24 protein-coding genes and 1 pseudogene are annotated in these 22,350 nt (G+C 60.6%); 21 read left to right on the forward strand and 4 right to left on the reverse strand.

Annotated features, from left to right (window positions below; all coding sequences use genetic code 11):
* Positions 1–91 precede the first annotated feature (91 nt).
* The 5 genes from ACQRBT_RS07190 (at position 92) to ACQRBT_RS07210 (ending at position 5,745) form a co-directional block, all read left to right on the forward strand.
* Positions 92–469, forward strand: a complete 378-nt coding sequence (locus tag ACQRBT_RS07190; RefSeq protein WP_053253945.1) for a gamma-butyrobetaine hydroxylase-like domain-containing protein — start codon at positions 92–94, stop codon at positions 467–469.
* A gap of 248 nt (positions 470–717) precedes the next feature.
* A complete protein-coding gene (phaC, locus tag ACQRBT_RS07195; RefSeq protein WP_060754546.1) occupies positions 718–2,397 on the forward strand; it encodes a class II poly(R)-hydroxyalkanoic acid synthase in 1,680 nt (559 codons plus the stop codon).
* Between the two features lie 82 nt (positions 2,398–2,479).
* Complete coding sequence (gene phaZ, locus ACQRBT_RS07200; protein WP_060754547.1) at positions 2,480–3,325, forward strand: poly(3-hydroxyalkanoate) depolymerase; 846 nt, start codon at positions 2,480–2,482, stop codon at positions 3,323–3,325.
* A gap of 89 nt (positions 3,326–3,414) precedes the next feature.
* The gene (gene phaC / locus ACQRBT_RS07205; RefSeq protein ID WP_412046572.1) at positions 3,415–5,097 is read left to right on the forward strand and encodes a class II poly(R)-hydroxyalkanoic acid synthase; all 1,683 of its coding nucleotides are present in this window, start codon (positions 3,415–3,417) and stop codon (positions 5,095–5,097) included.
* A gap of 27 nt (positions 5,098–5,124) precedes the next feature.
* Positions 5,125–5,745 (forward strand): TetR/AcrR family transcriptional regulator, encoded by a 621-nt coding sequence (locus ACQRBT_RS07210; RefSeq protein ID WP_060754549.1) that lies wholly within the window; start codon positions 5,125–5,127, stop codon positions 5,743–5,745.
* A 17-nt stretch (positions 5,746–5,762) separates the two neighbouring features.
* On the opposite strand, the gene ACQRBT_RS07215 is transcribed toward ACQRBT_RS07210, so the two are convergent.
* Positions 5,763–6,425, reverse strand: coding sequence for a response regulator transcription factor (locus tag ACQRBT_RS07215; protein WP_060754694.1), 663 nt, complete (start codon positions 6,423–6,425; stop codon positions 5,763–5,765).
* A gap of 371 nt (positions 6,426–6,796) precedes the next feature.
* Here ACQRBT_RS07215 and ACQRBT_RS07220 point away from each other — a divergent pair, with 371 nt between their 5' ends.
* The 7 genes and pseudogenes from ACQRBT_RS07220 (at position 6,797) to ACQRBT_RS07250 (ending at position 14,309) form a co-directional block, all read left to right on the forward strand.
* Positions 6,797–7,378, forward strand: coding sequence for a fimbrial protein (locus ACQRBT_RS07220; protein ID WP_060754550.1), 582 nt, complete (start codon positions 6,797–6,799; stop codon positions 7,376–7,378).
* An 80-nt stretch (positions 7,379–7,458) separates the two neighbouring features.
* Complete coding sequence (locus ACQRBT_RS07225; protein WP_412046571.1) at positions 7,459–8,235, forward strand: fimbrial biogenesis chaperone; 777 nt, start codon at positions 7,459–7,461, stop codon at positions 8,233–8,235.
* A gap of 8 nt (positions 8,236–8,243) precedes the next feature.
* Positions 8,244–9,011, forward strand: a complete 768-nt coding sequence (locus ACQRBT_RS07230; RefSeq protein ID WP_412046570.1) for a fimbrial biogenesis chaperone — start codon at positions 8,244–8,246, stop codon at positions 9,009–9,011.
* 138 nt (positions 9,012–9,149) lie between these two features.
* A pseudogene (locus tag ACQRBT_RS07235) lies at positions 9,150–11,717 on the forward strand (fimbria/pilus outer membrane usher protein).
* A 56-nt stretch (positions 11,718–11,773) separates the two neighbouring features.
* The gene (locus ACQRBT_RS07240; RefSeq protein ID WP_412046569.1) at positions 11,774–12,715 is read left to right on the forward strand and encodes a fimbrial protein; all 942 of its coding nucleotides are present in this window, start codon (positions 11,774–11,776) and stop codon (positions 12,713–12,715) included.
* An 18-nt stretch (positions 12,716–12,733) separates the two neighbouring features.
* On the forward strand, positions 12,734–13,261 hold the full coding sequence (locus ACQRBT_RS07245; protein WP_060754555.1) for a fimbrial protein: 528 nt from the start codon (positions 12,734–12,736) through the stop codon (positions 13,259–13,261).
* Between the two features lie 91 nt (positions 13,262–13,352).
* Positions 13,353–14,309, forward strand: a complete 957-nt coding sequence (locus tag ACQRBT_RS07250; RefSeq protein ID WP_161547712.1) for a fimbrial protein — start codon at positions 13,353–13,355, stop codon at positions 14,307–14,309.
* Between the two features lie 67 nt (positions 14,310–14,376).
* On the opposite strand, the gene ACQRBT_RS07255 is transcribed toward ACQRBT_RS07250, so the two are convergent.
* From ACQRBT_RS07255 to ACQRBT_RS07265, 3 genes are all read right to left on the reverse strand, one after another.
* Positions 14,377–15,312, reverse strand: coding sequence for a phasin family protein (locus ACQRBT_RS07255; RefSeq protein WP_412046568.1), 936 nt, complete (start codon positions 15,310–15,312; stop codon positions 14,377–14,379).
* 12 nt (positions 15,313–15,324) lie between these two features.
* Positions 15,325–15,747: a phasin family protein gene (locus ACQRBT_RS07260; protein ID WP_060754558.1), complete on the reverse strand. Its 423-nt coding sequence runs from the start codon at positions 15,745–15,747 to the stop codon at positions 15,325–15,327.
* 104 nt (positions 15,748–15,851) lie between these two features.
* Entirely contained in the window at positions 15,852–16,127 is a 276-nt protein-coding gene (locus ACQRBT_RS07265; RefSeq protein ID WP_060754559.1) for a polyhydroxyalkanoic acid system family protein, read from the reverse strand.
* 144 nt (positions 16,128–16,271) lie between these two features.
* Between ACQRBT_RS07265 and ubiE the strand changes: the two genes are divergently transcribed.
* Genes ubiE through ACQRBT_RS07310 form a run of 9 tightly spaced genes read left to right on the forward strand, consistent with a single transcriptional unit; the run spans position 16,272 to position 22,243 of the window.
* Positions 16,272–17,042, forward strand: coding sequence for a bifunctional demethylmenaquinone methyltransferase/2-methoxy-6-polyprenyl-1,4-benzoquinol methylase UbiE (gene ubiE, locus ACQRBT_RS07270; protein ID WP_060754560.1), 771 nt, complete (start codon positions 16,272–16,274; stop codon positions 17,040–17,042).
* Positions 17,042–17,665 (forward strand): ubiquinone biosynthesis accessory factor UbiJ, encoded by a 624-nt coding sequence (locus ACQRBT_RS07275; protein WP_104995295.1) that lies wholly within the window; start codon positions 17,042–17,044, stop codon positions 17,663–17,665. Before ubiE ends, ACQRBT_RS07275 begins: the two co-directional genes overlap by 1 nt.
* Positions 17,662–19,266, forward strand: coding sequence for a ubiquinone biosynthesis regulatory protein kinase UbiB (gene ubiB, locus ACQRBT_RS07280; RefSeq protein ID WP_412046567.1), 1,605 nt, complete (start codon positions 17,662–17,664; stop codon positions 19,264–19,266). Before ACQRBT_RS07275 ends, ubiB begins: the two co-directional genes overlap by 4 nt.
* Before the next feature lie 41 nt (positions 19,267–19,307).
* Positions 19,308–19,700, forward strand: a complete 393-nt coding sequence (gene hisI / locus ACQRBT_RS07285; protein ID WP_090367312.1) for a phosphoribosyl-AMP cyclohydrolase — start codon at positions 19,308–19,310, stop codon at positions 19,698–19,700.
* A 2-nt stretch (positions 19,701–19,702) separates the two neighbouring features.
* Complete coding sequence (locus ACQRBT_RS07290) at positions 19,703–20,035, forward strand: phosphoribosyl-ATP diphosphatase (protein WP_005783994.1); 333 nt, start codon at positions 19,703–19,705, stop codon at positions 20,033–20,035.
* A 25-nt stretch (positions 20,036–20,060) separates the two neighbouring features.
* Positions 20,061–20,339: a twin-arginine translocase TatA/TatE family subunit gene (locus ACQRBT_RS07295; protein WP_060754564.1), complete on the forward strand. Its 279-nt coding sequence runs from the start codon at positions 20,061–20,063 to the stop codon at positions 20,337–20,339.
* 10 nt (positions 20,340–20,349) lie between these two features.
* On the forward strand, positions 20,350–20,751 hold the full coding sequence (gene tatB, locus ACQRBT_RS07300; protein ID WP_060754565.1) for a Sec-independent protein translocase protein TatB: 402 nt from the start codon (positions 20,350–20,352) through the stop codon (positions 20,749–20,751).
* On the forward strand, positions 20,748–21,539 hold the full coding sequence (gene tatC, locus ACQRBT_RS07305; protein WP_060754566.1) for a twin-arginine translocase subunit TatC: 792 nt from the start codon (positions 20,748–20,750) through the stop codon (positions 21,537–21,539). Before tatB ends, tatC begins: the two co-directional genes overlap by 4 nt.
* On the forward strand, positions 21,536–22,243 hold the full coding sequence (locus ACQRBT_RS07310; RefSeq protein ID WP_412046566.1) for a 16S rRNA (uracil(1498)-N(3))-methyltransferase: 708 nt from the start codon (positions 21,536–21,538) through the stop codon (positions 22,241–22,243). The genes tatC and ACQRBT_RS07310 overlap by 4 nt, the downstream gene beginning before the upstream one ends.
* The last annotated feature ends 107 nt before the right edge of the window (positions 22,244–22,350 follow it).

The following is a 22,350-nucleotide window of genomic DNA, read 5'->3' on the forward strand; positions in this document are numbered from 1 at the left end:
GTATCAGTATCAGATAAACTGACTGAGGCACCGCTATCGGGAGCAAGCCCCCTCCCACATTTTGAGGCCGGTTCATTCAGGATCATCTTCCATGTCCAAATTCCCGACTGCTGTAAACCTGCACAAGACCTCCAACACCCTCGGCCTCACCTACGGGCCCGATGAGGTCTATCAGTTGCCCGCCGAACTGCTGCGTACCCACTCGCCTTCCGCAGAGGTCCAGGGCCACGGCAAACCCATCCTGCAATTCGGCAAACTCAACGTGCGCCTGATCAAGGTAGAGCCGGCCGGGCAGTACGCACTGAAATTGACCTTCGATGACGGCCATGACAGCGGACTGTTCACTTGGGACTACCTCTACCAACTGGCTGTACGCCAGGAAGCCCTGTGGGCCGATTATCTGGCGGAACTCAAAGCCGCCGGAAAAACCCGCGACCCGAGTGAGTCGGTCGTACGGCTGATGCTCTAGCTCAGGCCTGCGGCTCTTTAGAGAGCATTTTCTAATTCCATCTGCTTGAATGCCCTGTCTCGTGGCCAACGATTGGCCCGCTTGCGAAAAAAATTAAACTCAGGTAACCAATGGAACTGGCAAGTTCCCTGCATTTGACGATGCGGTATCAACGGTCACCCGAGTCGCGTACCTGGCTTGTGTTGTGTATCGAAACCTGGTGCACAGCGGTACCCGGTACTCGTCTTTCGGACAATGGAGCGTCGTAGATGAGTAACAAGAACAACGATGACTTGAAACGCCAGGCCTCGGAAAACACCTTGGGGCTGAACCCGATCATCGCGTTACGCAAAAAGGATTTATTGGCCTCGGCGAAGATGGTGTTGACCCAAGCCATCAAGCAACCGTTGCACAGCGTCAAACACGTCGCCCATTTCGGCGTTGAATTGAAAAACGTGATGTTCGGCAAATCCCAACTGGCGCCCGAGAGCGACGACCGTCGCTTCAACGACCCGGCCTGGAGCCAGAACCCACTCTATAAACGCTACCTGCAAACCTACCTGGCGTGGCGCAAGGAACTGCACGACTGGATCGGCGACAGCAACCTGTCCGAACAGGACATCAGCCGCGGCCACTTCGTGATCAACCTGATGACCGAAGCCATGGCCCCCACCAACAGCGCGGCCAACCCGGCGGCGGTCAAACGCTTCTTTGAAACCGGCGGCAAAAGCCTGCTCGACGGGCTTTCCCATCTCGCCAAAGACCTGGTGCACAACGGCGGCATGCCGAGCCAGGTCAACATGGGCGCTTTCGAAGTGGGCAAGACCCTGGGCACCAGTGAAGGCGCGGTGGTGTTTCGCAACGATGTGCTGGAGCTGATCCAGTACAAGCCGATCACCGAGCAAGTGCACGAGCGCCCTCTGTTGGTGGTGCCGCCGCAGATCAACAAATTCTATGTCTTCGACTTGAGCCCGGATAAGAGCCTGGCGCGCTTTTGCCTGCGCAATGGCCAGCAGACGTTCATCGTCAGTTGGCGCAACCCGACCAAGGCCCAGCGCGAATGGGGCCTGTCCACCTACATCGAGGCGCTCAAGGAAGCGGTGGATGTGGTTACGGCGATCACCGGCAGCAAGGACGTCAACATGCTGGGCGCCTGCTCCGGCGGCATCACCTGCACCGCCCTGCTCGGCCATTACGCGGCACTGGGGGAGAAGAAGGTCAACGCCCTGACCCTGTTGGTGAGCGTGCTGGACACCGCCCTGGACACCCAGGTGGCGCTGTTCGTCGACGAACAGACCCTGGAAGCGGCCAAGCGCCACTCCTACCAGGCCGGCGTGCTGGAAGGCCGCGACATGGCCAAAGTGTTTGCCTGGATGCGCCCCAATGACCTGATCTGGAATTACTGGGTCAACAACTACCTGCTGGGCAACGAGCCTCCCGTGTTCGACATCCTGTTCTGGAACAACGACACCACGCGCTTGCCCGCCGCGTTCCACGGCGACTTGATCGAACTGTTCAAGAACAACCCACTGGTGCGCGCCAACGCACTGGAAGTGTGCGGCACGCCGATTGACCTCAAGCAGGTCACCGCGGATATCTACGCACTGGCCGGCACCAACGACCACATCACACCGTGGCAGTCGTGCTACAAGTCGGCGCAGCTGTTTGGTGGCAAGGTCGAATTTGTGCTGTCCAGCAGCGGGCATATCCAGAGCATCCTCAACCCGCCGGGCAACCCCAAGGCGCGCTACCAGACCAGCGACAGCCTGACCGGCAAGGCTCTGGACTGGCAGGAGAATGCGACCAAGCACACCGACTCCTGGTGGCTGCACTGGCAGGGTTGGCTGGCAGACCGGGCAGGCAAACTGAAGAAGGCCCCTACAGCGCTCGGAAATAAAACCTACGCCGCGGCGGAAGCGGCGCCGGGCACCTACGTACATGAACGCTAGATTGAAATGAGATCAAATGTGGGAGGGCGCTTGCCCCCCACATTGGCTGCACTCCAGAGACACCACTTCACAGGGCTTGAGCATGCCGCAACCGTTCATCTTCCGTACCATCGACCTGGACGGCCAGACCATCCGCACGGCGGTACGCCCGGGCAAGCCTCACTTGACGCCGCTGCTGATCTTCAATGGCATCGGCGCCAACCTCGAGCTGGTGTTTCCGTTCGCCCAGGCGCTGGACCCGGACCTGGAAGTGATCGCCTTCGACGTGCCTGGAGTGGGAGGGTCTTCAACGCCCAGCGTGCCCTATCGCTTTCCCGGCCTGGCCAAGCTCACCGCACGAATGCTCGATTACCTCGACTATGGCCAGGTCAATGTGGTGGGTGTGTCCTGGGGTGGGGCGCTGGCGCAGCAATTTGCCTACGACTATCCGGAGCGCTGCAAGAAACTGATCCTGGCGGCCACGGCGGCGGGTGCGGTCATGGTGCCGGGTAAGCCAAAAGTGTTGTGGCTGATGGCCAGCCCGCGCCGTTACATCCAGCCATCCCACGTAGTACGCATCGCGCCAATGATTTATGGCGGCTCATTCCGTCGCGACGCCAAACTCGCCGCCGAACATGCCAGCAAAGTGCGCTCGGCCGGCAAACTGGGTTACTACTGGCAGCTGTTCGCCGGCCTGGGTTGGACCAGTATCCATTGGCTGCACAAGATCCGCCAACCGACCCTGGTACTGGCGGGGGACGACGACCCGCTGATCCCGCTGGTCAATATGCGCCTGCTGGCCTGGCGCATCCCCAACGCACAGTTGCACATCATCGATGACGGCCATCTGTTCCTGATCACTCGGGCCGAAGCCGTGGCGCCCATCATCATGAAGTTTCTCGAGGAGGAGCGCCTGCGGGCTGTGATTCACCCGCGCCCCGCGGTGTAAGGACCACACCGCCGCGCAACTTCCCAGGAACCGACTATGGTTCTGAATTGGCGTGCCTGCTTGATGACTTGACCAAGGAGTGTTGGCTCATGCGAGAAAGACCCGTGTCGAACCCGGCGCCCACCCCCGCTGCGTTCATTAACGCGCAAAATGCGATCACCGGTCTCAGGGGACGAGACCTGCTGTCGACCTTGCGCAGCGTGGCGGCCCACAGCTTGCGCAACCCGCTGCATACCGCCCGTCATGCCCTGGCATTGGGTGGCCAGTTGGGGCGCGTGCTGCTGGGCGAAACCGTGCACGAGCCCAACCCCAACGACAGCCGCTTCATCGACCCCACCTGGAAGCTCAACCCGCTCTACCGGCGCAGCCTGCAAGCCTACCTGAGCTGGCAACAGCAGACACGCCACTGGATCGATGACAGCCACCTGAGTGCCGATGACCGCGCCCGCGCGCACTTTGCCTTTTCCTTGATCAATGACGCCGTTTCACCCTCCAACACCCTGCTCAACCCACTGGCCGTCAAGGAACTGCTGAACTCCGGAGGCAACAGTGTGGTGCGCGGTGTGAGCAACCTGTTCGAAGACCTGCTGCACAACAATGGCCTGCCGCGCCAGGTGAGCAAGCACGCCTTCGAAGTGGGCAAGACGGTGGCCACTACGTCGGGCTCGGTGGTGTTTCGCAACGAGCTGCTGGAGCTGATCCAGTACAAGCCCTTGAGCGAAAAACAGTACGCCAAGCCGCTGTTGATCGTGCCGCCGCAAATCAACAAGTACTACATCTTCGACTTGAGCCCCGGCAACAGCTTTGTGCAGTACGCCCTGAAGAACGGTTTGCAGACGTTCATGATCAGTTGGCGCAACCCGGATGTGCGCCATCGCGAATGGGGCCTGTCCACCTACGTGGCGGCCCTGGAGGAAGCGCTCAATGTGTGCCGGGCAATCACCGGGGCCCGAGAGGTCAACCTGATGGGTGCCTGCGCCGGTGGCCTGACTATCGCCGCCCTGCAAGGCCACTTGCAGGCCAAGCGCCAGCTACGGCGCATCTCCAGCGCCACTTACCTGGTCAGCCTGCTCGACAGCCAGATCGACAGCCCCGCTACCCTGTTTGTCGATGAGCAAACCCTGGAGGCCGCCAAACGCCACTCCTATCAACAGGGCGTGCTGGACGGTCGTGACATGGCCAAGGTGTTCGCCTGGATGCGCCCCAACGATCTGATCTGGAACTACTGGATCAACAACTACCTGCTGGGCAAGGAGCCACCGGCCTTCGACATCCTGTACTGGAACAACGACAACACGCGCCTGCCTGCCGCGCTGCACGGCGACCTGCTGGACTTCTTCAAGCACAACCCGTTGAGCCACCCCGGCGGCCTGGAAGTATGTGGCACGCCGATCGATTTACAGAAGGTCACGGTGGACAGCTTCAGCGTGGCCGGGATCAACGACCACATCACCCCCTGGGACGCGGTGTATCGCTCGACTCAATTGCTGGGCGGCGAGCGACGCTTCGTGCTGTCCAACAGCGGGCATATCCAGAGCATCCTCAACCCGCCGGGCAACCCCAAGGCCAACTACGTCGAGAACGCCAAGCTGAGCAGCGACCCGCGGGCCTGGTATTACGACGCCAACCACGTCGAAGGCAGTTGGTGGCCGCAATGGCTGGAGTGGATTACGCAGCGTTCGGGCGTGCAACGCGAAACCCTCACGGCCCTGGGCAACCAGAACTACCCACCGATGGAAGCGGCGCCGGGCACTTATGTGCGGGTGCGCTGAGCTCTACGAACTCATTAAGAAGACTGGATGAAGACCCGCGACCGTATCCTTGAATGTGCCCTGCAATTGTTCAACCGCAAGGGCGAGCCCAACGTGTCGACCATGGAGGTAGCCAATGAGATGGGGATCAGCCCCGGCAACCTCTACTACCATTTCCACGGCAAGGAGCCGCTGGTGCTCGGGCTGTTCGAACGCTTTCAGTGTGAGCTGGCGCCGCTGCTCGATCCACCCGCGAATGCGCAACTGGAGGCCGAAGATTACTGGTTGTTCCTGCACCTGATCGTCGAGCGTATGGCGCACTACCGCTTTCTGTTCCAGGACCTGTCGAACCTCGCCGGGCGCCTGCCGAAACTGGCCAAGGGCATTCGCAGCCTGCTTACGGCACTCAAGCGCACCCTGGCTTCACTGCTGGCACGGTTGAAAGCGGCGGGACAGTTGGTCAGCAGTACCCAGGCGCTGGGCCAGTTGGTGGAACAAATCACCCTGACCCTGTTGTTTTCCCTGGATTACCAGCGAGTTCTCGATCGCGAAGGTGAAGTGCAGGTGGTGGTCTACCAGATCATGATGCTGGTGGCGCCACACTTGTTGGCACCGGCCCGCCAGGCGACGGAACAGTTCGCTCTGCGCTATCTGGACAACCCGGGTTAAGGCTGGGCAGCCACGGCCTATCCTGGCTTGCCAAACTGTTGAGTGAACTTGAAAAGTTCGCTATCGGTCTTGATGCCCAATTTCCGATAGGCCGATTGTTTTTGCGTACTGATAGTACTGGCGCTGCGCGAAAACTTTGCCGCAATTGAACTCACCGACATGCCATCGAGAAAGCAACGCAGCACCTCCTGTTCTTTGGGTGTGAGGCTGGCATTAGTCGGGAGCGAACCGCCCCCGCCCAGCGTTGATGGTATATCGCCCCCCTCAAAGATAAGTTGGGCGCCTTGCTGTTCCGGCAACATACAGGGCTGCAGGTAAATTCGCCCTTGAGCGACTGTTCGAATCGCTGCAACCAACTCCGTCAACTTCTGGGTTTTGCCCAATACTCCCCAACTTCCGGCCTTCAACGTCATTAACACCGTCGCCGGTGTGTAGTGGGATGACAAGACGATGGGTTTGCACTGCTTGAAACGTCGGCTAAGGGTCTGGATCAGGCTGAGGCCATCGATGTCTGAAGGCCCCAGGATAAAATCCATCACCACCACATCAGCAGGCCGCCGGGCAAGCGCCTCCAATAATTCCTTGCCTGTGCCGAAGGAACCGATGACCTCAAGGTCGACTTCCTTGCTCAGGCCCAGCTCGATCCCCTGCCTAACCATCTCATGATCATCAAGCAACATGATGGTGTACGTACTGGAAGTTGATGTAGGCATCGAAAAACCCGATCTTGTGAGTACTGCTCATTACAAAAACTCGCCGGTCATTATGATCACGGTATATCCCAGCCGCACCGCAGGTTCAATCAATAACAATAATAAGGATTTCTCTTACATTCCCAACTTACAGCGCAATCTTACAAGTAGCCGTCAATACAACTATTTGGATTCTAAATACAAAATTTCGAACAATCACGAGGCCAATATCGTTACTTCTCTATAGGCAGCATCGACGGTTCCGGCCGATTATTTGTAGGCCTCGCCAACTTGGAGCGTTTTTAAACAAAGCCCAAGTGTGCGAGGCCAATCCCAGATAATTCATGCTTGGAAATACTATGAAATTCAACGCTCTCTCTTCCGCTGCAACTGCCCTTGCATTGGCTGCCGCCGTATCGCAAACCGCCTACGCCGCCAATGACGGCACCATCAATTTCACCGGACTGGTGAACGACACGACGTGCACCATCGAAGGCGCGGCGCCGGGTACCGGTGCCGTGGTCAAGGACGTGAACCTGGGGGGTGTTTCCGCTGCGCGCCTGGCGCGACCAGGTGATCGTGCCAACCTGACCGGCTTCACCATCCGTATTGGCGCCCCCGGCGAAGGCAGTTGCACCAACGGCCGCACCGCCATGGTTGCGTTCGACCCCACCAGCCCGGCCATTGACGTGGCGACCGGGCGCTTGAACATCGATGGCTACGACAACCCTGACGACACCGCCAACGCCAAGAACGTACAGGTTGAAGTGACCAACCGTAATGGCACGCCTATTAACGTTTACACCGAAAAATCGGAGGGCGTCGTCATCGCGGATAACCAGGCCGTCATCCCGCTGGCCGCGCAAATGTACGCCACCGCCCCGGCCACCGAAGGTACGGTCAAGACGCGCGTCGGCTTTATGGTCGTTTACGCCGATTAAGGAGCCGGCAGGCCAAGTAGGTAACGGACTTGCAGCGCCCCTGCAGGTCCCTCCCTGGATTCGAAGAGACGTTGGACACTATGAAAACAATGGCTCGCCTCGCGCTGGCCACCTGTGCTGTTGGATGGTTATCGCTCCAAGCGACTCCCGCCCATGCAGGGGTGATTATTTATGGCACTCGCGTGATCTTCCCCGCCGAACAGCAGGAGGTCGTCGTGCGCCTGGAGAACAAAGGCGATCGCCCGGCGCTGGTGCAAACCTGGCTGGACACGGGCGATCTGCGCTCGACACCGGCGACGGCACAAACACCGTTTACCTTGTCACCGCCGATCTTCCGCATTGAGCCTCATCAACAGCAGGCACTGCGCCTGCGCTACTCCGGCGACACACCGCCCACCGACCGCGAAAGCCTGTACTGGCTGAACGTGCTGGAAGTGCCCCCGGTGAGCGCCGGTGCCGAGCAAAACAACCAGATCGAACTGGCCTTCCGTACTCGCCTGCGCGTGTTCCTGCGCCCCCAATCATTACCCTATCCGGTGGGCATTGCCCCGGCAAAACTGCAGTGGAAGCTGGTAGCCCGGGACCAGGGCTATGCGCTGCAAGCGACCAACCCGACGCCGTACCATATTTCCCTGACCACCGTTGACTTGCTCAGCGAGGGTAAACGCTTCAGCAAAGCGCCGAACCAGGCAGCCAACGATGGCCTGCTGCTGCCGGCCGGAGACGTGAAACTGTTTGCGCTGCCGCAACTGCATGAGCGTCCCCGAGGCGCCGCCAAGGTCGAGTTCACCACCGTCAGCGACTTCGGTGCCCGAGTACGTCACTCGGCAAACCTTGCCCCTTCAACTACCCGATGACTCACCCCATGAACCTAACCTCTATTTCAAAGCGGCTCTTGCAGCTCATGGTATTGGCGTTCGCACTGCTGGGCACCGCCCTCGCGCACGCCAGCGTTGTCATCAACAACACGCGGATCATCTACCCACAGAACGACAAAGAGGTGACGGTCAGGCTTGAAAGCAAAAACCAGGCACCGGTGTTGATTCAGGCCTGGCTGGACAACGGCGACGAACACTCCACGCCGGACCTTGCCGGCATCCCCTTTATCGCCACGCCGCCGATCTTCCGCATGGAACCCGGAAAGCAACAGGTTCTGCGCCTGGCCTATACCGGCGAAAGCTTGCCGGCGAAACAGGAAAGCCTGTTCTGGTTCAACCTGCTGGAAGTACCCGCACAAACGCGGGACGCCCAGCAGGGCAACCAGCTGCAGCTCGCCTTCCGGTCGCGGATCAAGCTGTTTTTCCGCCCGCCGAACCTGCCTTATGGCGTCGACGCTGCGCCGGGCAAACTGCAATGGCGGCGCGAATCCACCGAGCAGGGCCAGGTTCTGGAAGTCTACAACCCCACCCCTTATCACGTGACGTTCGAGGAGATTGAAGTGCTGGAGTCAAACCTGCGTCATGCACGCAAGGCCTCGACATCCGGTGCCGAGAACATGGTGGCGCCTGGCGCTCGCAACCGCTTTGAAGTGCCCAGTCTCAAGTCAGCACCGGGCCGCGCAACAACCGTGGAATTCCAGACGCTCGACGACTTTGGGGTAAAGACCTCTCATCGCGCCAAGCTCCTGATGTGAGCGACGAAGCCTGCCGAGCACCGTAGCCGCCCGACCCGCTCCTCACCTCACTGAACACACCCGTTTGATGCCCATTTTTCAGGGCAGGGCTTCCCTTTGCCCGAATTCGGACAGCACCTTTTTTTGGAAATGGTAAAGATGAGTTTGAACACGCCTGTCAGCGCAAGACCCAGGTCCCTGACACGTCATTGGTTGACGCACACGGCGCGTTGCCTGTTACTGCTGAGCGGTGCCCAAGCCCTCAACGCCCATGCGGTCGAGAATGTCGAGTTCAACCCGGCCTTCTTTCCGGATGGCGCGGGCGGCCAGCAAGTTGATATTTCAAAATTCAGCCAGGGCAACGTTGTACTCCCCGGCAGCTACCGCAGCGACGTCTACCTCAACGGCCAGTGGATAGGCCGTTAAACCCTGGCCTTCATCGCGGTCAAGGGCCAGGACTCTGCGCATATGTGCCTGGAGCGAGACGCGCTGCTCAGGTTTGGCATCGACCTGGACGCGCCGCAGAAGCAACCGGCCGAGGCCGGTCAGGCGCCCACCCCGACATTTGCTCGCTGTGCCGACATTTCCGCCTACCTGCCGGGCAGCACCAGCCAATTCGATTCGGGCGAAAACCGCCTGACGCTGCAGGTGCCACAGATCTACCTGGCGCGTAAGGCGCGTGGCTATGTTGACCCCAAGCATTGGGACAGTGGGGTCGATGCGGCCTTTGCGCGCTACAACGCCAACACCTTTGCCACCCGCACCAACGGTCGCTCACTCAACTCCCATTACCTGGGCCTGAACACCGGGCTCAACCTGGGTGACTGGCACTGGCGTCACAACGGCAGCTTCAGCCAGACCGACACCGCCTCGGGCTATCAAAGCAGCAGCACCTATGTGCAACGCGAACTCAACCCACTGCGTTCACAGCTGATGCTGGGCGAGATCTACACCCCAGGCGAGCTGTTCGACAGCGTACGCCTGCGCGGTGCCAGCCTGTTCAGCGATGACCGCATGCTGCCGGACTCCATGACCGGTTTTGCACCGGTGGTACGCGGCATCGCCCAGACCAACGCCCGGGTCACGGTGCGCCAGCGCGGCGTGCTGCTCGATGAGGTGTCTGTCGCTCCCGGCCCATTCGTCCTCAACGACCTGTTCCCCACCGGTTATGGCGGCGACCTGACCGTCACGGTGACCGAAGCCGACGGCCGTCAGCGCGAATTCATCGTGCCCTTTGCCGCCAATGCCAACCTGCTGCGCGCGGGCCACACTCGCTACTCGCTGAGTGTCGGCGTGCTGGATGAAATCGGCCTGCGCCATCCACCGACCCTGGCCCAGGCCACCTACCAGAACGGGCTCAATAACCTGCTCACCGCCTACATGGGCGCGGTCGTCAGCGAGGACTATCTGTCGCAGTTGTTGGGCGCAGCGTTCAACACGCCGGTTGGCGCACTGTCGCTTGACCTGACCACGTCGAGAGCCGCCCTGCCGGGCCATGAACCGCGTGGCGGACAAAGCTTGCAGTTACGCTACAGCAAGAATTTCACCGACACCGGGACGCACTTTGCCCTCGGCGCCTACCGTTACTCCACCGAAGGCTTCCTGAGCATCGCCGACGCGGCACGGGTGCGTGACCTCGCCATCGACGGGCGCAGCCTGGACAACCTGTCGCGCCTGCGCGACAGGATGGACATCAGCCTTAACCAGAGCCTGGGCAACGGCTCGGTGTACCTCACCGGTTCCTCGCAAAACTACTGGAACCGCGCCAGCGGCAACCTGACCTTTACCGCCGGTTACACCAATAGCTGGAAGGGCCTGCACTACACCGTCAGTGCCCAGCGCACCAAGGATTTGCTGAGTGACAGGGTCGACAAGCAACTGGAACTGACCGTGAGCCTGCCACTGGGCAGCGACCCTCGCTCACCGACCTTGACCACGACGGCCTTTCGCGGCAATCAAAGCAGCGGCGAACGCGTGAACCTTGGCGGCACACTGGGCGAGCGCAGCGAATTCACCTACGGCGTGGGAGGCAGCCGCACCCAAGGCAGCGGTAACTCCCTGACCGCCGACGTGAAGTACCAGGCCAGCCACGGCGTGCTGTCCGCAGGCTATGGCCAGAGCAACACCTACCGCGCCATGTCACTGGGCATGACCGGTGGCGTCGTCGCCCACGCAGACGGCGTGACCTTCGCTCCGGAGCTGGGCGACACCATCGGCATCGTCCAGGCGCCGGACGCCCAGGGAGCACGGATCAATGGCAATCATGGCGCCCAGGTCGGCAAGCAGGGTTTTGCCGTGGTGCCCCACCTCACACCCTATCGCCAGAACGTGGTCGAGCTGGACCCCAAGGACCTGTCGGTCGACGTGGAACTCAAGACCGCCGCGCAAAACGTAGCACCCCGCGCAGGCTCGGTGGTGAAGCTGCAGTTCGACACAGTCAGCGGCCAAGCCGTGCTGATCACAGCGTTGCGAGAGGATGGCAGCCTGCTGCCGTTCGGCTCGGATGTGTTCGATGAAGACGGTGCCAGCGTGGGGATCGTCGGCCAGGGCGGCAAGGCGTTTGTACGCGTAGCGCGTGACCAGGGGCTTTTGACCATCAAGTGGGGTAGCCGTGACGACGCGTCTTGCCGGCTGCAATACGGCCTGGACAAGGCATCGGGAGGGAGCGCCACCCAGCGGTTGCGCCATTTGGATGCTGGCACTTGCACAGCCAATACAAGCGGTTGATCCGGCGGGCGCGCATGTCGCGCCCAAACGCTCTATTTCCGAGGACGGGACTGACGATGAAACACCCTACCCTGCTGGTTTCGACACTGCTGGCCCTTGGCATACCGGTCGCCGCCCAGGCGAGGTGTGACCGATTCCAGAACGATACGTTTACCTTGAACCTGCCGGCGACCATCACCGTGCCGGACAGCCTGCCGGTTGGCAGCGTCATCACTCGCGTGGCTTTCAACGGTACGGCGCCCGACTACTTTGCCGAGTGCAGCGTTGCCACCCATAGCGGGGTCTGGGGTCGATATACCCGGCTGCAACACCCGGGGACTGACGCTTACCACACCGAAGTTGCAGGGGTAGGCCTGCGTATCACGATGACCTGGGCCGGCGGCGGAGGCCCGGCAGCCTTTGCACTTTATGACCAAGGCTACCAACAGGTGTACGGGAAGATCCCCAGCTTCACCTCAGCGGTGGCCACCTTCTACAAAATCGGCGCGGTGACCACCGGGACGATCCCCAGCGGAAGGTTCTGGGAAAAACACTGGGTCATCAGTCCAGAGCGGTTTCAACTGCAACTCGCCAGCCCGGTCCGCTTCGTCAGGCCTGCGGCCACTTGCGACCTGGCAGCCGGCGACGTCAACCGCACCATCACGCTCCCGTCCATCCAAGTCAGTGCCTTGAAAGACGAGGTCTACGCCGGCGCACAGAACTTCGACCTGACAGCCAACTGCACCGATGCAGGCAACGTCACGTTCAGTATCACCGGCACTCCCGCCCCCGGGAAGGACTTGCTGTTCGCCAACACCGGCACCGCCGCGGGTATAGCGCTGTGGCTGTACTCACGCATCAACGGCGTCTCACAGACCCTTAGCAACCATGGCACGCGCACGCTGGTGGTTACCGGCAATCGCGCAATCCTGCCGCTCGGTGCGGCTTACCACAAAAACGGCACGGTCAGTTCGGGCACGCTCGCCAGTACTGCCACCGTCAACATCACCTACAACTGAAATAACAAGGACTACCTGATGAGCTTTCGAACCCTGCCCATAGCACTGGCAATCACCGCAAGCCTGGCTGCCAATGCCGCACACGCCGCGACCACGGGCACCCTCAACTTCCGGGGCCAGGTCAACGCCGGTACCTGCAACCTCGCCGCTGGCGATGTGAACCGCACCATTACCCTGCCAACGGTCAAAATATCTGACTTTGATTCGGTCAATTTCACAGGAGCGCACAACTTTGAAATTTCCGCCGACTGCGAATCGGACATTCGCAACGTAGTTTTCCTGTTTGCCGGCACCGTTTCCGCCGGCAACGGGCTGTTGTTTGCCAACACCGGCACTTCAGCCGGGACCGCTTTGTGGCTTGCACACCGCGCCGCCCCCCACACCACAATCCCCGCCAACGGCACTCCCGCCCAACGCAGCCGAACGATACCGACCAGCGGCAACAAGGCAGTGCTGCCACTTCAGGTCGCCTATCACAAAACCGGTGTGCCGATTACCCAAGGCACCCTGGTCAGCGCCGTGACGGTGTCCATCACTTACAACTGACGAAGGTCTGGCATCCCTCCAACCTTGATCACGGCACTGCGTGAACTGTGGACCACCAGTGCCGACGCCTATTTCGTCACGAGAACAGAAGATGAAGCACGGTTTCAAATCTCTTTGCGTACTGCTGGGCCTCGGTTTGCCAGTCGCCGCCCAGGCGGCCTGCGATCGCTACCCCAACACGCAACACAGTGTGACCTTTCCCAGCACCATTACCGTGCCGGAAAGCCTTGGCATCGGCCAACTGATCACCAGCCAGACATTTGCAGGGCCCTACCCGACGTTTTATATGAATTGCCACTCCCCGACCCCGACGTTTCTCACAGGGCGGTTCACGTCCGCAATCTCGGCGCCGGGAGGGCTCATTTATCACACGAATGTTCCTGGCATCGGCATGCGCGTCATGGTCACGCTGACCTCCGGCGCGCCCTATTCCGCCAAGCTCATGACCGAAAGCCTTGTCTCGGCTCCTGGAAGGATTCTATGGGGGGCTACCCGGCTGGTTGCGCAGTTTTACAAGCTGGGGCCGGTGACAACCGGCACTTTGCCTAGCGGTGAAATCCAGCATAACAACTGGGATGGAGGCAGAGGCCATTACCGGATGATCCTCAATACCTCCATACGCTTCGTCAATCCCGCGTCTACCTGCGACCTGGCCGTTGGCGATGTGAATCGCACGATAATCTTGCCCACCGTCAGGGTTTCCGACTTCAACCACGCCAACTCCACCGGAGTGCATCCCTTCGAACTGACCGCCCACTGCGAACCTGGGATCAGGAATGTGAGCTTCCTGTTCTCGGGTACGCCGTCAACCGGGAACGGCGCGCTGTTCGCCAATATGGGAACCTCAAGAGGAACGGCGCTCGCGCTGTCCCACCGCAACGTCGCGTACATTCCCGCCAATGGGTCTGCGGCCCAACGCACCCGCCAGATCCCGACAAGCGGCGCGAGAGCGGTGTTGCCCATGAACGCGGAGTATCACAAAACCGGGGCCGCGATCACTCCAGGAACCCTGGTCAGTACCGCGATCGTTTCCATCGCTTACGACTGATGAAGTTTGAGCGCGCATAAAAAATGCCCGACCTTTTCAGGCCGGGCATTTTCAGGTCCCGGTAAAATCAGGACTGACTGGATGGCGTCGGCGTGGCCGGCGTTGCAGTCGTAGTTGTAGCAGCAGACGCCGGCGCGGAAACCGAGTTGGCGGTGGAGGCGGTTGACGCAGGTGCCGTGGCAGGCTTGGCCGCGACTGCCGGCTTGGGCGCTGCTGGTTTCTTCGCTACGGCCGGCTTTTTAGCGGCGGCGGGTTTGGCCGCCGGCTTGGCAGCGGGTTTGACGGCTGCCGGTTTGGCGGCAGGTTTGGCTGCAGCGGTTTTAGTCGCGGGCTTGGCGGCCGGTTTTGCGGCGGCCTTGGCGGCGGGTTTAGCGGCAGGCTTGGCAGCGGCTTTAGCGGCCACGGGCTTGGCGGCAGGCTTGGTGGCTGGTTTTGCCGCGGCGGTTTTGGCGGCGGGTTTAGCCGCTGCTTTTACCGGGGCCTTGGCGGCAGGTTTGGCGGCGGCTTTTGCCAGAGGCTTGGCGGCCGTTTTCGCCGCAGGCTTGGCCGCTGCAGTTTTAGCGACAGGCTTGGCAGCCGGTTTGGCGGCTGCGGTTTTCGCCGGAGCCACTTTCGCGCCGGTGAGTTTTTCGATTTGCTTGGTCAGGGTATCGACCTTGCTGTGCAGCGTCTTCAGTTCTGCTTTGCTGGGGACACCCAGCCGAGAAATGGCACTGTTCAGACGCTTGTCGAACGTTTCTTCCAACTTGCCCCAAGTATCAGAAATACTGGATTTGGCGGAGCCGGCAGTGGCCTTGGCCGCCTCGACTTTCTTACCCACGGTGGTCTTGGTCAACTTCTCGGCCTTCTCGCCGTCTTTAACCAGGGTCTCGAAGTATTTACCGCCGTCACTGCTAACCTTCGAGTACACGCCTAAACCAGCAAGCCAGATCTTACGGGAATATTTTTCAACCTCCCCGATCCACGAGCTGCCTTCTTTCTGAGTTTTCTTTTGAACAGCCATCCCGTTGTCTCCTTAATGTTTACGCGCGACACGTTCGAGCAATGCCGTCAGCTCTTCGAGCTTAGCAGAGAGTGTCTCAACGTCATGTTTAGACGCAATGCCAATCCGATTCAAGGCACTTGCAACACGCGTGTCAAAGGCTTTTTCAACTTTATCCAGTTGAACTTCGACCAGGCCTTTGACGCTGGAGACATTACTCTTTACTTGATCAATCTGACTGTTGGCAGCATCAAGTTGTTCAACCACAACTTTTTTGCCTTTACTTTCAACATGTTGACCGGTCTTAACCAGCTCTTTGAAGTACTCGCTGCCCTCGCTGCCGACCTTGGCATACGCACCAAGACCCGCCAGCCAGATCTTGCGGGCATAGCTTTTAACGTCACTCAGGGCAGTGGACTGTACGTCGTTTTTTTTCTTCAAAATAACTTTGGCCATGGTGCACCTCACGCAAAATAGGGTGGAGGAACAGCCCACAGGAGTTGAGGGCCTGGGCACAAAGTAGGGAGAAAAATTAGAATCGGCACCCTAAGCGCGGTGAATCAAGCCAGCGCCTTATCCAGCGCCTTCTCGATTTCGGACTTGATAGTGCCACTCATGGCGGACATCAACAGGCCCAGTTCCACATCAATGCGCAGCGATTCATCAGCCACTAATACAGTGCCTTTAACCCCCGAGCGCTTGAGGTTCAAGGTATCGCCGGACCATGAAGGTTCCAGGCCATATTGCTCCTTGAGCTTGTGCGCCAACTTCTCGGCCTTCGCCCGCGCGCCCTCTTTACCCAAGGTGTGTGCACGTTCAACGGTAATACGGGCCATTGCAATGACTCCTCTTTATAGCGAGTGGAACACCTGCCATGCGGCAAAAGGTCTCGGTGACCGCCTATCTTACCTTCAGCCTTGCCAAGACAAAGCAGGTCATGGGGATTATCATGTCCCGCATTCTCTTTTGGTGACAGCGATATGACTGATCAGCGCAAAGGCAGCGATGCCGAACCCACCACTCACTTCGGTTTCAAGAACGTCCCGGAAAGCCAGAAAGCGGAAAAAGTCGCTGAGGTGTTCCACTCCGTGGCCGCCAAGTACGACCTGATGAACGACGTGCTGTCGGGCGGCATGCACCGCCTGTGGAAACGCTTCACCATCGAACTGTCGGGCGTACGCGCCGGCAACCGTGTGCTGGACATCGCCGGCGGCACGGGCGACCTGGCGGCCAAGTTCTCCAAGCTCGTCGGCCCCACCGGCCAGGTGGTACTGGCGGACATCAACGGTTCGATGCTCAAGGTCGGTCGCGATCGCCTGCTGGATAAAGGCGTGGCGGGCAATATCGAATTCGTCCAGGCCGACGCCGAAAAACTGCCGTTCCCGGATAACCATTTCGACTGCGTGACCATCGCCTTCGGCCTGCGCAACGTCACCCACAAGGAGGACGCGATCCGCTCCATGCTGCGCGTGCTCAAGCCGGGTGGTCGCCTGTTGGTGCTGGAGTTCTCCAAGCCGACCAACGCGCTGATGTCCAAGGTCTACGACACCTACTCCTTCGCCTTCATGCCGTTGATGGGCAAGCTGATCACCAATGACGCCGAGAGTTATCGTTACCTGGCCGAATCGATCCGCATGCACCCCGACCAGGAAACCCTGAAGTCGATGATGGTGGAGGCCGGTTTCGACCGCGTGACCTACCACAACATGACCTCGGGTATCGTCGCCCTGCACCGCGGCATCAAGCCCTGATGTTGTTCGCCGGTCTTCTCGCCAGCGTGGAACACGGCATCAACCGTGTCTTGCGCCTGGACAGCACCGCCCTGGCGCGGCTCGCGCACCTCAACGGCAAGATCATTGCCGTCGACTGCCGCAGCCCCGCCTTGCAGTTGTTTATCCTGCCCGGCGATGAAGGCTTGCTGCTCGCCAGCCACTGGGCCGCCGAGGCCGACTGCACCCTGCGGGCGCCGGCGTCGAGCCTGTTGCACCTGGCCTTGAGCCGCAACAAGACCGCCATCCTCCACAGTGCCGAAGTGGAACTGGAAGGCGACAGTGCGGTGCTGATGGACTTGGCCGCCGTGCTGCAAGACCTGGAACTGGACTGGGAATACGAGCTGTCGCGCTGGATCGGCCCCGTCGCCACCCAGTTGATCAGTGGGCACCTGCGCAGCCGCTCGCGCTGGTACCAGCAAGGGTTCGCCAGCCTCAACCAGAACCTTGCCGAATACCTGAGCGAAGAATCGCGCACCCTGGTCGGGCAACGGGAAGCGCAAGCGCGCTTTCGTGAACTCGACAAGGCCAAAATCGACCTGGAACGCCTTGAGGCCCGCTTCGAGCGCCTGAGCCGTTCCCTTGATCCAAGCGATAACGCATGAAGCTGCTCGCCGTCCGCCGTCTGTTTCGTATCCAGCGCGTCGTAGCCCGCTACCGCCTCGATGACCTGCTGTTTGCCCTGCCCCTGCCGTGGTTTCTTCTGGCAATACGCTATGTGCTGCCGTGGCGCTGGCTGCCGCGCAAGCAGCTGGAACTGAGCCGTGGTGCACGCCTGCGCCTGGCGCTGCAGGACCTGGGGCCGATCTTCATCAAGTTCGGGCAGATCCTCTCCACCCGCCGCGACCTGCTGCCGGAAGACATCGCCGACGAACTGATGCTGCTGCAGGACCGCGTGCCGCCGTTCGACTCGCAGCAATCGGTCAAGCTGATCGAAGAACAGCTCGGCAAAAAGATCAGCGAAGTGTTCAGGCGCTTCGACATCGAGCCGCTGGCATCGGCCTCGGTGGCGCAGGTACACGCCGCACAGCTCAAGACCGGTGAAGAAGTGGTGGTGAAGGTGATTCGCCCCGGCCTCAAGCCGATCATCGGCCAGGACCTGGCATGGCTGTTCATCCTCGCCCGCGCCGCCGAGCGGTTCTCCGCCGATGCACGCCTACTGCACCCGGTCGACGTGGTCGCAGATTACGAAAAAACCATCTACGACGAACTCGACCTGCTGCGTGAAGCCGCCAACGCCAGTCAACTCAAGCGCAACTTCGAAGGCTCGCCCTTGCTGTATGTGCCGCAAGTGTATTGGGACTGGTGCCGTCCCAAAGTACTGGTGATGGAGCGTATCTACGGTGTGCAGGTCACCGACCTCGCGACCCTGGCGGACCAGCGCACCGACATGAAGATGCTCGCTGAGCGCGGTGTGGAGATCTTCTTCACCCAGGTCTTCCGTGACAGCTTCTTTCACGCCGACATGCACCCGGGCAACATCTTCGTCAGCACCGTGAACCCGTGGAACCCGCAGTACATTGCGATCGACTGCGGCATCGTCGGCAGCCTGACCCCGGAAGACCAGGACTACCTGGCGCGCAACCTGTTTGCCTTCTTCAAGCGTGACTACCGCCGCGTGGCGCAACTGCACATCGATTCGGGCTGGGTACCGGCGGAAACCAAGCTCAACGAATTCGAAGCGGCGATCCGTACCGTCTGCGAACCGATCTTTGAAAAACCGCTGAAAGATATCTCTTTCGGCCAGGTGCTGATGCGCCTGTTCCAGACCGCGCGGCGCTTCAACATGGAAGTGCAGCCGCAGCTGGTGTTGCTGCAAAAAACCCTGTTGAACATTGAAGGGCTGGGGCGCCAGCTGTACCCGGACCTTGACCTGTGGAACACCGCCCAACCGTTCCTGGAACGCTGGATGCGTGAGCGCGTCAGCCCGAAAACCCTGATCGGCAACCTGCACAGCCAGTTCGAACAACTGCCGCACCTGGCCAACATGACCCGTGACCTGCTGGAGCGCATGTCCCAGCCCCACGCCCATGACCCGGCGCCACCCTGGCAGAAGCGCAAGGACGACTGGTTCCTGCGCCTGTTGGGCGCCGCGCACCTGGTGGGTGGCGTGATACTGGCCATTGGCGGGCCACTGAATGAGTTGGGCCACTGGCCAGCCGGCATCATGGTCGCCGTGGGTGTGTATCTGATCGTGCGTCGATAGCCGATCCGGTTATACACTGTCGCAAATTGCCGGAGCCGAACATGAAAGACTGGTTGGACGAGATCAAGTGGGACAATGACGGCCTGGTACCGGCCATCGCCCAGGACTACAAGACCGGGCGCGTGCTGATGATGGCCTGGATGAACCGCGAGGCCCTGAGCCTCACCGCCGCTGAGCAGCGCGCTATTTACTGGTCACGTTCGCGTGGCAAACTGTGGCGTAAGGGCGAAGAGTCCGGCCATGTGCAAACCCTGCACGAGATACGCCTCGACTGTGACGCCGACGTGGTGATCCTGATGGTCGAGCAGATCGGCAACATCGCCTGCCACACCGGTCGTCACAGTTGCTTCTATCGCGTGTTCGAAGACGGCGAATGGAAAATTGTCGAGCCGGTGCTCAAAGACCCGCACGCCATTTATTCCCCAGGACACTGAACATGAGCGATACCCTGAACCGCGTGGCCCAGGTACTTGAAGACCGCAAGGGCGCGGATGCCGACAGCTCCTATGTCGCCAGCCTGTACCACAAGGGATTGAACAAGATCCTGGAGAAGCTCGGCGAGGAGTCCGTTGAAACGATCATCGCCGCCAAGGACGCGCAGATCAGCGGTGATTACAGCGATGTAATCTATGAGACCGCCGACTTGTGGTTCCATAGCCTGGTCATGCTCGCCCAACTGGGGCAGCATCCGCAGGCCGTACTGGATGAACTGGACCGTCGCTTCGGCTTGTCCGGGCACGTCGAAAAGGCCTCGCGCCCGTCCGCCTGAATAACTTTCACAGAGGAATTGCAGCATGGGCATTTTTGACTGGAAACACTGGATCGTAATTCTGGTGGTGGTGGTACTGGTGTTCGGCACCAAGAAACTCAAGAACCTGGGCACCGATGTGGGCGAGTCGATCAAGGGTTTTCGCAAGGCCATGAACGACGACGAAAAACCGGCCGACCCGGTCGCCACTCCGGTGCCGCCGGCCCAGCCGGTACATCCGCAGGCCACCCAGCCGATCACCGAGCGTCGGACCTTCGACGTGCAGGCTGAAAAAGTCGAAGAGCCGACCCGCAAAGACTCGTGAGCACTGACTAATGTTTGGTATCAGCTTCTCTGAACTGCTACTCGTCGGCCTCGTGGCGTTACTGGTGTTGGGGCCTGAACGCCTGCCCGGTGCCGCACGCACGGCCGGCCTGTGGATCGGGCGCCTGAAACGCAGTTTCAACGCCATCAAACAGGAAGTTGAACGGGAAATCGGCGCCGACGAGATCCGCCGCCAACTGCACAACGAACACATTCTGTCGTTGGAGCAGGAAGCCCGGAAAATCCTGTCGCCGGTACAAGAGCCGGCCAAGCCGGAGGAGCCTGCGGCCCCGAACAGCATCGCGCCCGCACCCGTTGCACAAGCCACGCCCGCCGCGCCAACCGAGCCTGCGCCGACGCCCGTTGCGTCGCCCGCGCCCCATGACCCTACATTGCCGCCGCGAGCCCCATGAGCGCTGATAAACCGGAAAACGACCAGCACATGCCGCTGGTCTCGCACCTCACCGAGTTGCGCACCCGCCTGCTGCGTTGTGTAGCGGCCATCTTCATCATCTTTGCCGGGCTGTTCGCCTTTACCCAGCAAATCTACACCTTCGTCTCCACGCCTCTGCGCCAGTACCTGCCGGCTGGGGCAACGATGATCGCCACCGATGTGTCGTCGCCGTTCCTCACGCCATTGAAGCTGACCATGATGGTGTCGTTGTTCCTTGCGATCCCGGTGATCCTGCACCAGATCTGGGGCTTCATCGCGCCGGGCCTGTACAAGCATGAGAAGCGCATCGCCGTTCCGTTGCTGGTGTCGAGCATCCTGTTGTTCTACACCGGCATGGCGTTCGCGTATTTCCTGGTGTTCCCGCTGATCTTCAAATTCTTCGCCGCAGCCACGCCGGCCGGCGTGGAGATGATGACCGACATCACCAGCTACCTTGATTTCGTGATGACGCTGTTCTTCGCCTTTGGCGTGGCCTTCGAAATTCCGGTGGCCGTGGTGCTGCTGGTATGGATCGGCGTGGTCGACGTCAAATACCTGAAGAAGATCCGCCCGTACGTGATCATCGGCTGCTTCGTGGTCGGCATGATTCTCACCCCGCCGGACATCTTCTCCCAGACCTTGCTGGCCGTGCCCATGTGGATGCTGTTCGAGATCGGCATCCTGTTCGGCAGCCTGATCAGCAAGCGCGAAGACCAGCCGGATGACCCGCCCGTCGACAACGACCAGCCGCCAGCCACCCAGCCATGAACCTGCTGTTGCTGGAAGAGGCCGACTTTATCGCGGCCGACCGGGTGGTGCTGCGTGATCGGCGCCTGGTGCATATGCAGGAAGTCCACCGCGCTGCGGTGGGCGACAGCCTGCGCGTGGGGCGCATTGGCGGCCTGATGGGCAACGCCCAGCTGTTGCGCCTGGAAACCCGCGAGGCCGAGCTGCAAGTCAGCTTCGACCAGCCCCCGCCGGCCAAACTGCCCCTGACCCTGCTGCTGGCCCTGCCGCGCCCGAAAATGCTGCGCAGGGTTCTGCAAACCGTGGCCGCCATGGGCGTGCCGAAGGTCGTGCTGGTCAACAGCTACCGCGTAGAGAAAAGCTTCTGGCAGACGCCGTTCCTGGAACCTGAAGCGATCCGTGAGCAATTGATCCTGGGCCTGGAACAGGCGCGGGATACGGTGTTGCCCGAGATCATTATCGAAAAGCGCTTCAAGCCGTTCGTTGAAGACCGTTTGCCCGCCATGACCGCAGGCACCCTGGGCCTGATCGGCCACCCCGGCGATTACCCGGCCTGCCCGCGCGGGCTGGATGAGCCGGTGACACTGGCCATCGGCCCCGAGGGCGGCTGGATTCCCTATGAAGTGGACTTGCTGACCCAGGCCGGCTTGCAACCGGTGCAACTCGGCGCACGTATCCTGCGCGTCGAAACGGCGGTCACCGCCCTGCTCGCCCGCCTGTTCTAACAACACCCTGTAGTGAGCGGGCTTGCCCCGCGCTGGGGGGCGAAGCCGCCCTAACCAAGGACGCCGCGGTGATTCAGAAAGACCGCAGCGCCTGAGTTTGGGGCGGC

This window comes from Pseudomonas sp. R19M (genome assembly GCF_050312585.1).
GTDB classification, from domain to species: domain Bacteria; phylum Pseudomonadota; class Gammaproteobacteria; order Pseudomonadales; family Pseudomonadaceae; genus Aquipseudomonas; species Aquipseudomonas palleroniana.

Coding starts and splice junctions, on each gene's coding strand:
- ACQRBT_RS07190 (WP_053253945.1), top strand. CDS start 92: ATGTCCAAATTCCCGACTGCTGTAAACCTGCACAAGACCTCCAACACC.
- phaC (WP_060754546.1), top strand. CDS start 718: ATGAGTAACAAGAACAACGATGACTTGAAACGCCAGGCCTCGGAAAAC.
- phaZ (WP_060754547.1), top strand. CDS start 2,480: ATGCCGCAACCGTTCATCTTCCGTACCATCGACCTGGACGGCCAGACC.
- phaC (WP_412046572.1), top strand. CDS start 3,415: ATGCGAGAAAGACCCGTGTCGAACCCGGCGCCCACCCCCGCTGCGTTC.
- ACQRBT_RS07210 (WP_060754549.1), top strand. CDS start 5,125: ATGAAGACCCGCGACCGTATCCTTGAATGTGCCCTGCAATTGTTCAAC.
- ACQRBT_RS07215 (WP_060754694.1), bottom strand. CDS start 6,425: ATGTTGCTTGATGATCATGAGATGGTTAGGCAGGGGATCGAGCTGGGC.
- ACQRBT_RS07220 (WP_060754550.1), top strand. CDS start 6,797: ATGAAATTCAACGCTCTCTCTTCCGCTGCAACTGCCCTTGCATTGGCT.
- ACQRBT_RS07225 (WP_412046571.1), top strand. CDS start 7,459: ATGAAAACAATGGCTCGCCTCGCGCTGGCCACCTGTGCTGTTGGATGG.
- ACQRBT_RS07230 (WP_412046570.1), top strand. CDS start 8,244: ATGAACCTAACCTCTATTTCAAAGCGGCTCTTGCAGCTCATGGTATTG.
- ACQRBT_RS07240 (WP_412046569.1), top strand. CDS start 11,774: ATGAAACACCCTACCCTGCTGGTTTCGACACTGCTGGCCCTTGGCATA.
- ACQRBT_RS07245 (WP_060754555.1), top strand. CDS start 12,734: ATGAGCTTTCGAACCCTGCCCATAGCACTGGCAATCACCGCAAGCCTG.
- ACQRBT_RS07250 (WP_161547712.1), top strand. CDS start 13,353: ATGAAGCACGGTTTCAAATCTCTTTGCGTACTGCTGGGCCTCGGTTTG.
- ACQRBT_RS07255 (WP_412046568.1), bottom strand. CDS start 15,312: ATGGCTGTTCAAAAGAAAACTCAGAAAGAAGGCAGCTCGTGGATCGGG.
- ACQRBT_RS07260 (WP_060754558.1), bottom strand. CDS start 15,747: ATGGCCAAAGTTATTTTGAAGAAAAAAAACGACGTACAGTCCACTGCC.
- ACQRBT_RS07265 (WP_060754559.1), bottom strand. CDS start 16,127: ATGGCCCGTATTACCGTTGAACGTGCACACACCTTGGGTAAAGAGGGC.
- ubiE (WP_060754560.1), top strand. CDS start 16,272: ATGACTGATCAGCGCAAAGGCAGCGATGCCGAACCCACCACTCACTTC.
- ACQRBT_RS07275 (WP_104995295.1), top strand. CDS start 17,042: ATGTTGTTCGCCGGTCTTCTCGCCAGCGTGGAACACGGCATCAACCGT.
- ubiB (WP_412046567.1), top strand. CDS start 17,662: ATGAAGCTGCTCGCCGTCCGCCGTCTGTTTCGTATCCAGCGCGTCGTA.
- hisI (WP_090367312.1), top strand. CDS start 19,308: ATGAAAGACTGGTTGGACGAGATCAAGTGGGACAATGACGGCCTGGTA.
- ACQRBT_RS07290 (WP_005783994.1), top strand. CDS start 19,703: ATGAGCGATACCCTGAACCGCGTGGCCCAGGTACTTGAAGACCGCAAG.
- ACQRBT_RS07295 (WP_060754564.1), top strand. CDS start 20,061: ATGGGCATTTTTGACTGGAAACACTGGATCGTAATTCTGGTGGTGGTG.
- tatB (WP_060754565.1), top strand. CDS start 20,350: ATGTTTGGTATCAGCTTCTCTGAACTGCTACTCGTCGGCCTCGTGGCG.
- tatC (WP_060754566.1), top strand. CDS start 20,748: ATGAGCGCTGATAAACCGGAAAACGACCAGCACATGCCGCTGGTCTCG.
- ACQRBT_RS07310 (WP_412046566.1), top strand. CDS start 21,536: ATGAACCTGCTGTTGCTGGAAGAGGCCGACTTTATCGCGGCCGACCGG.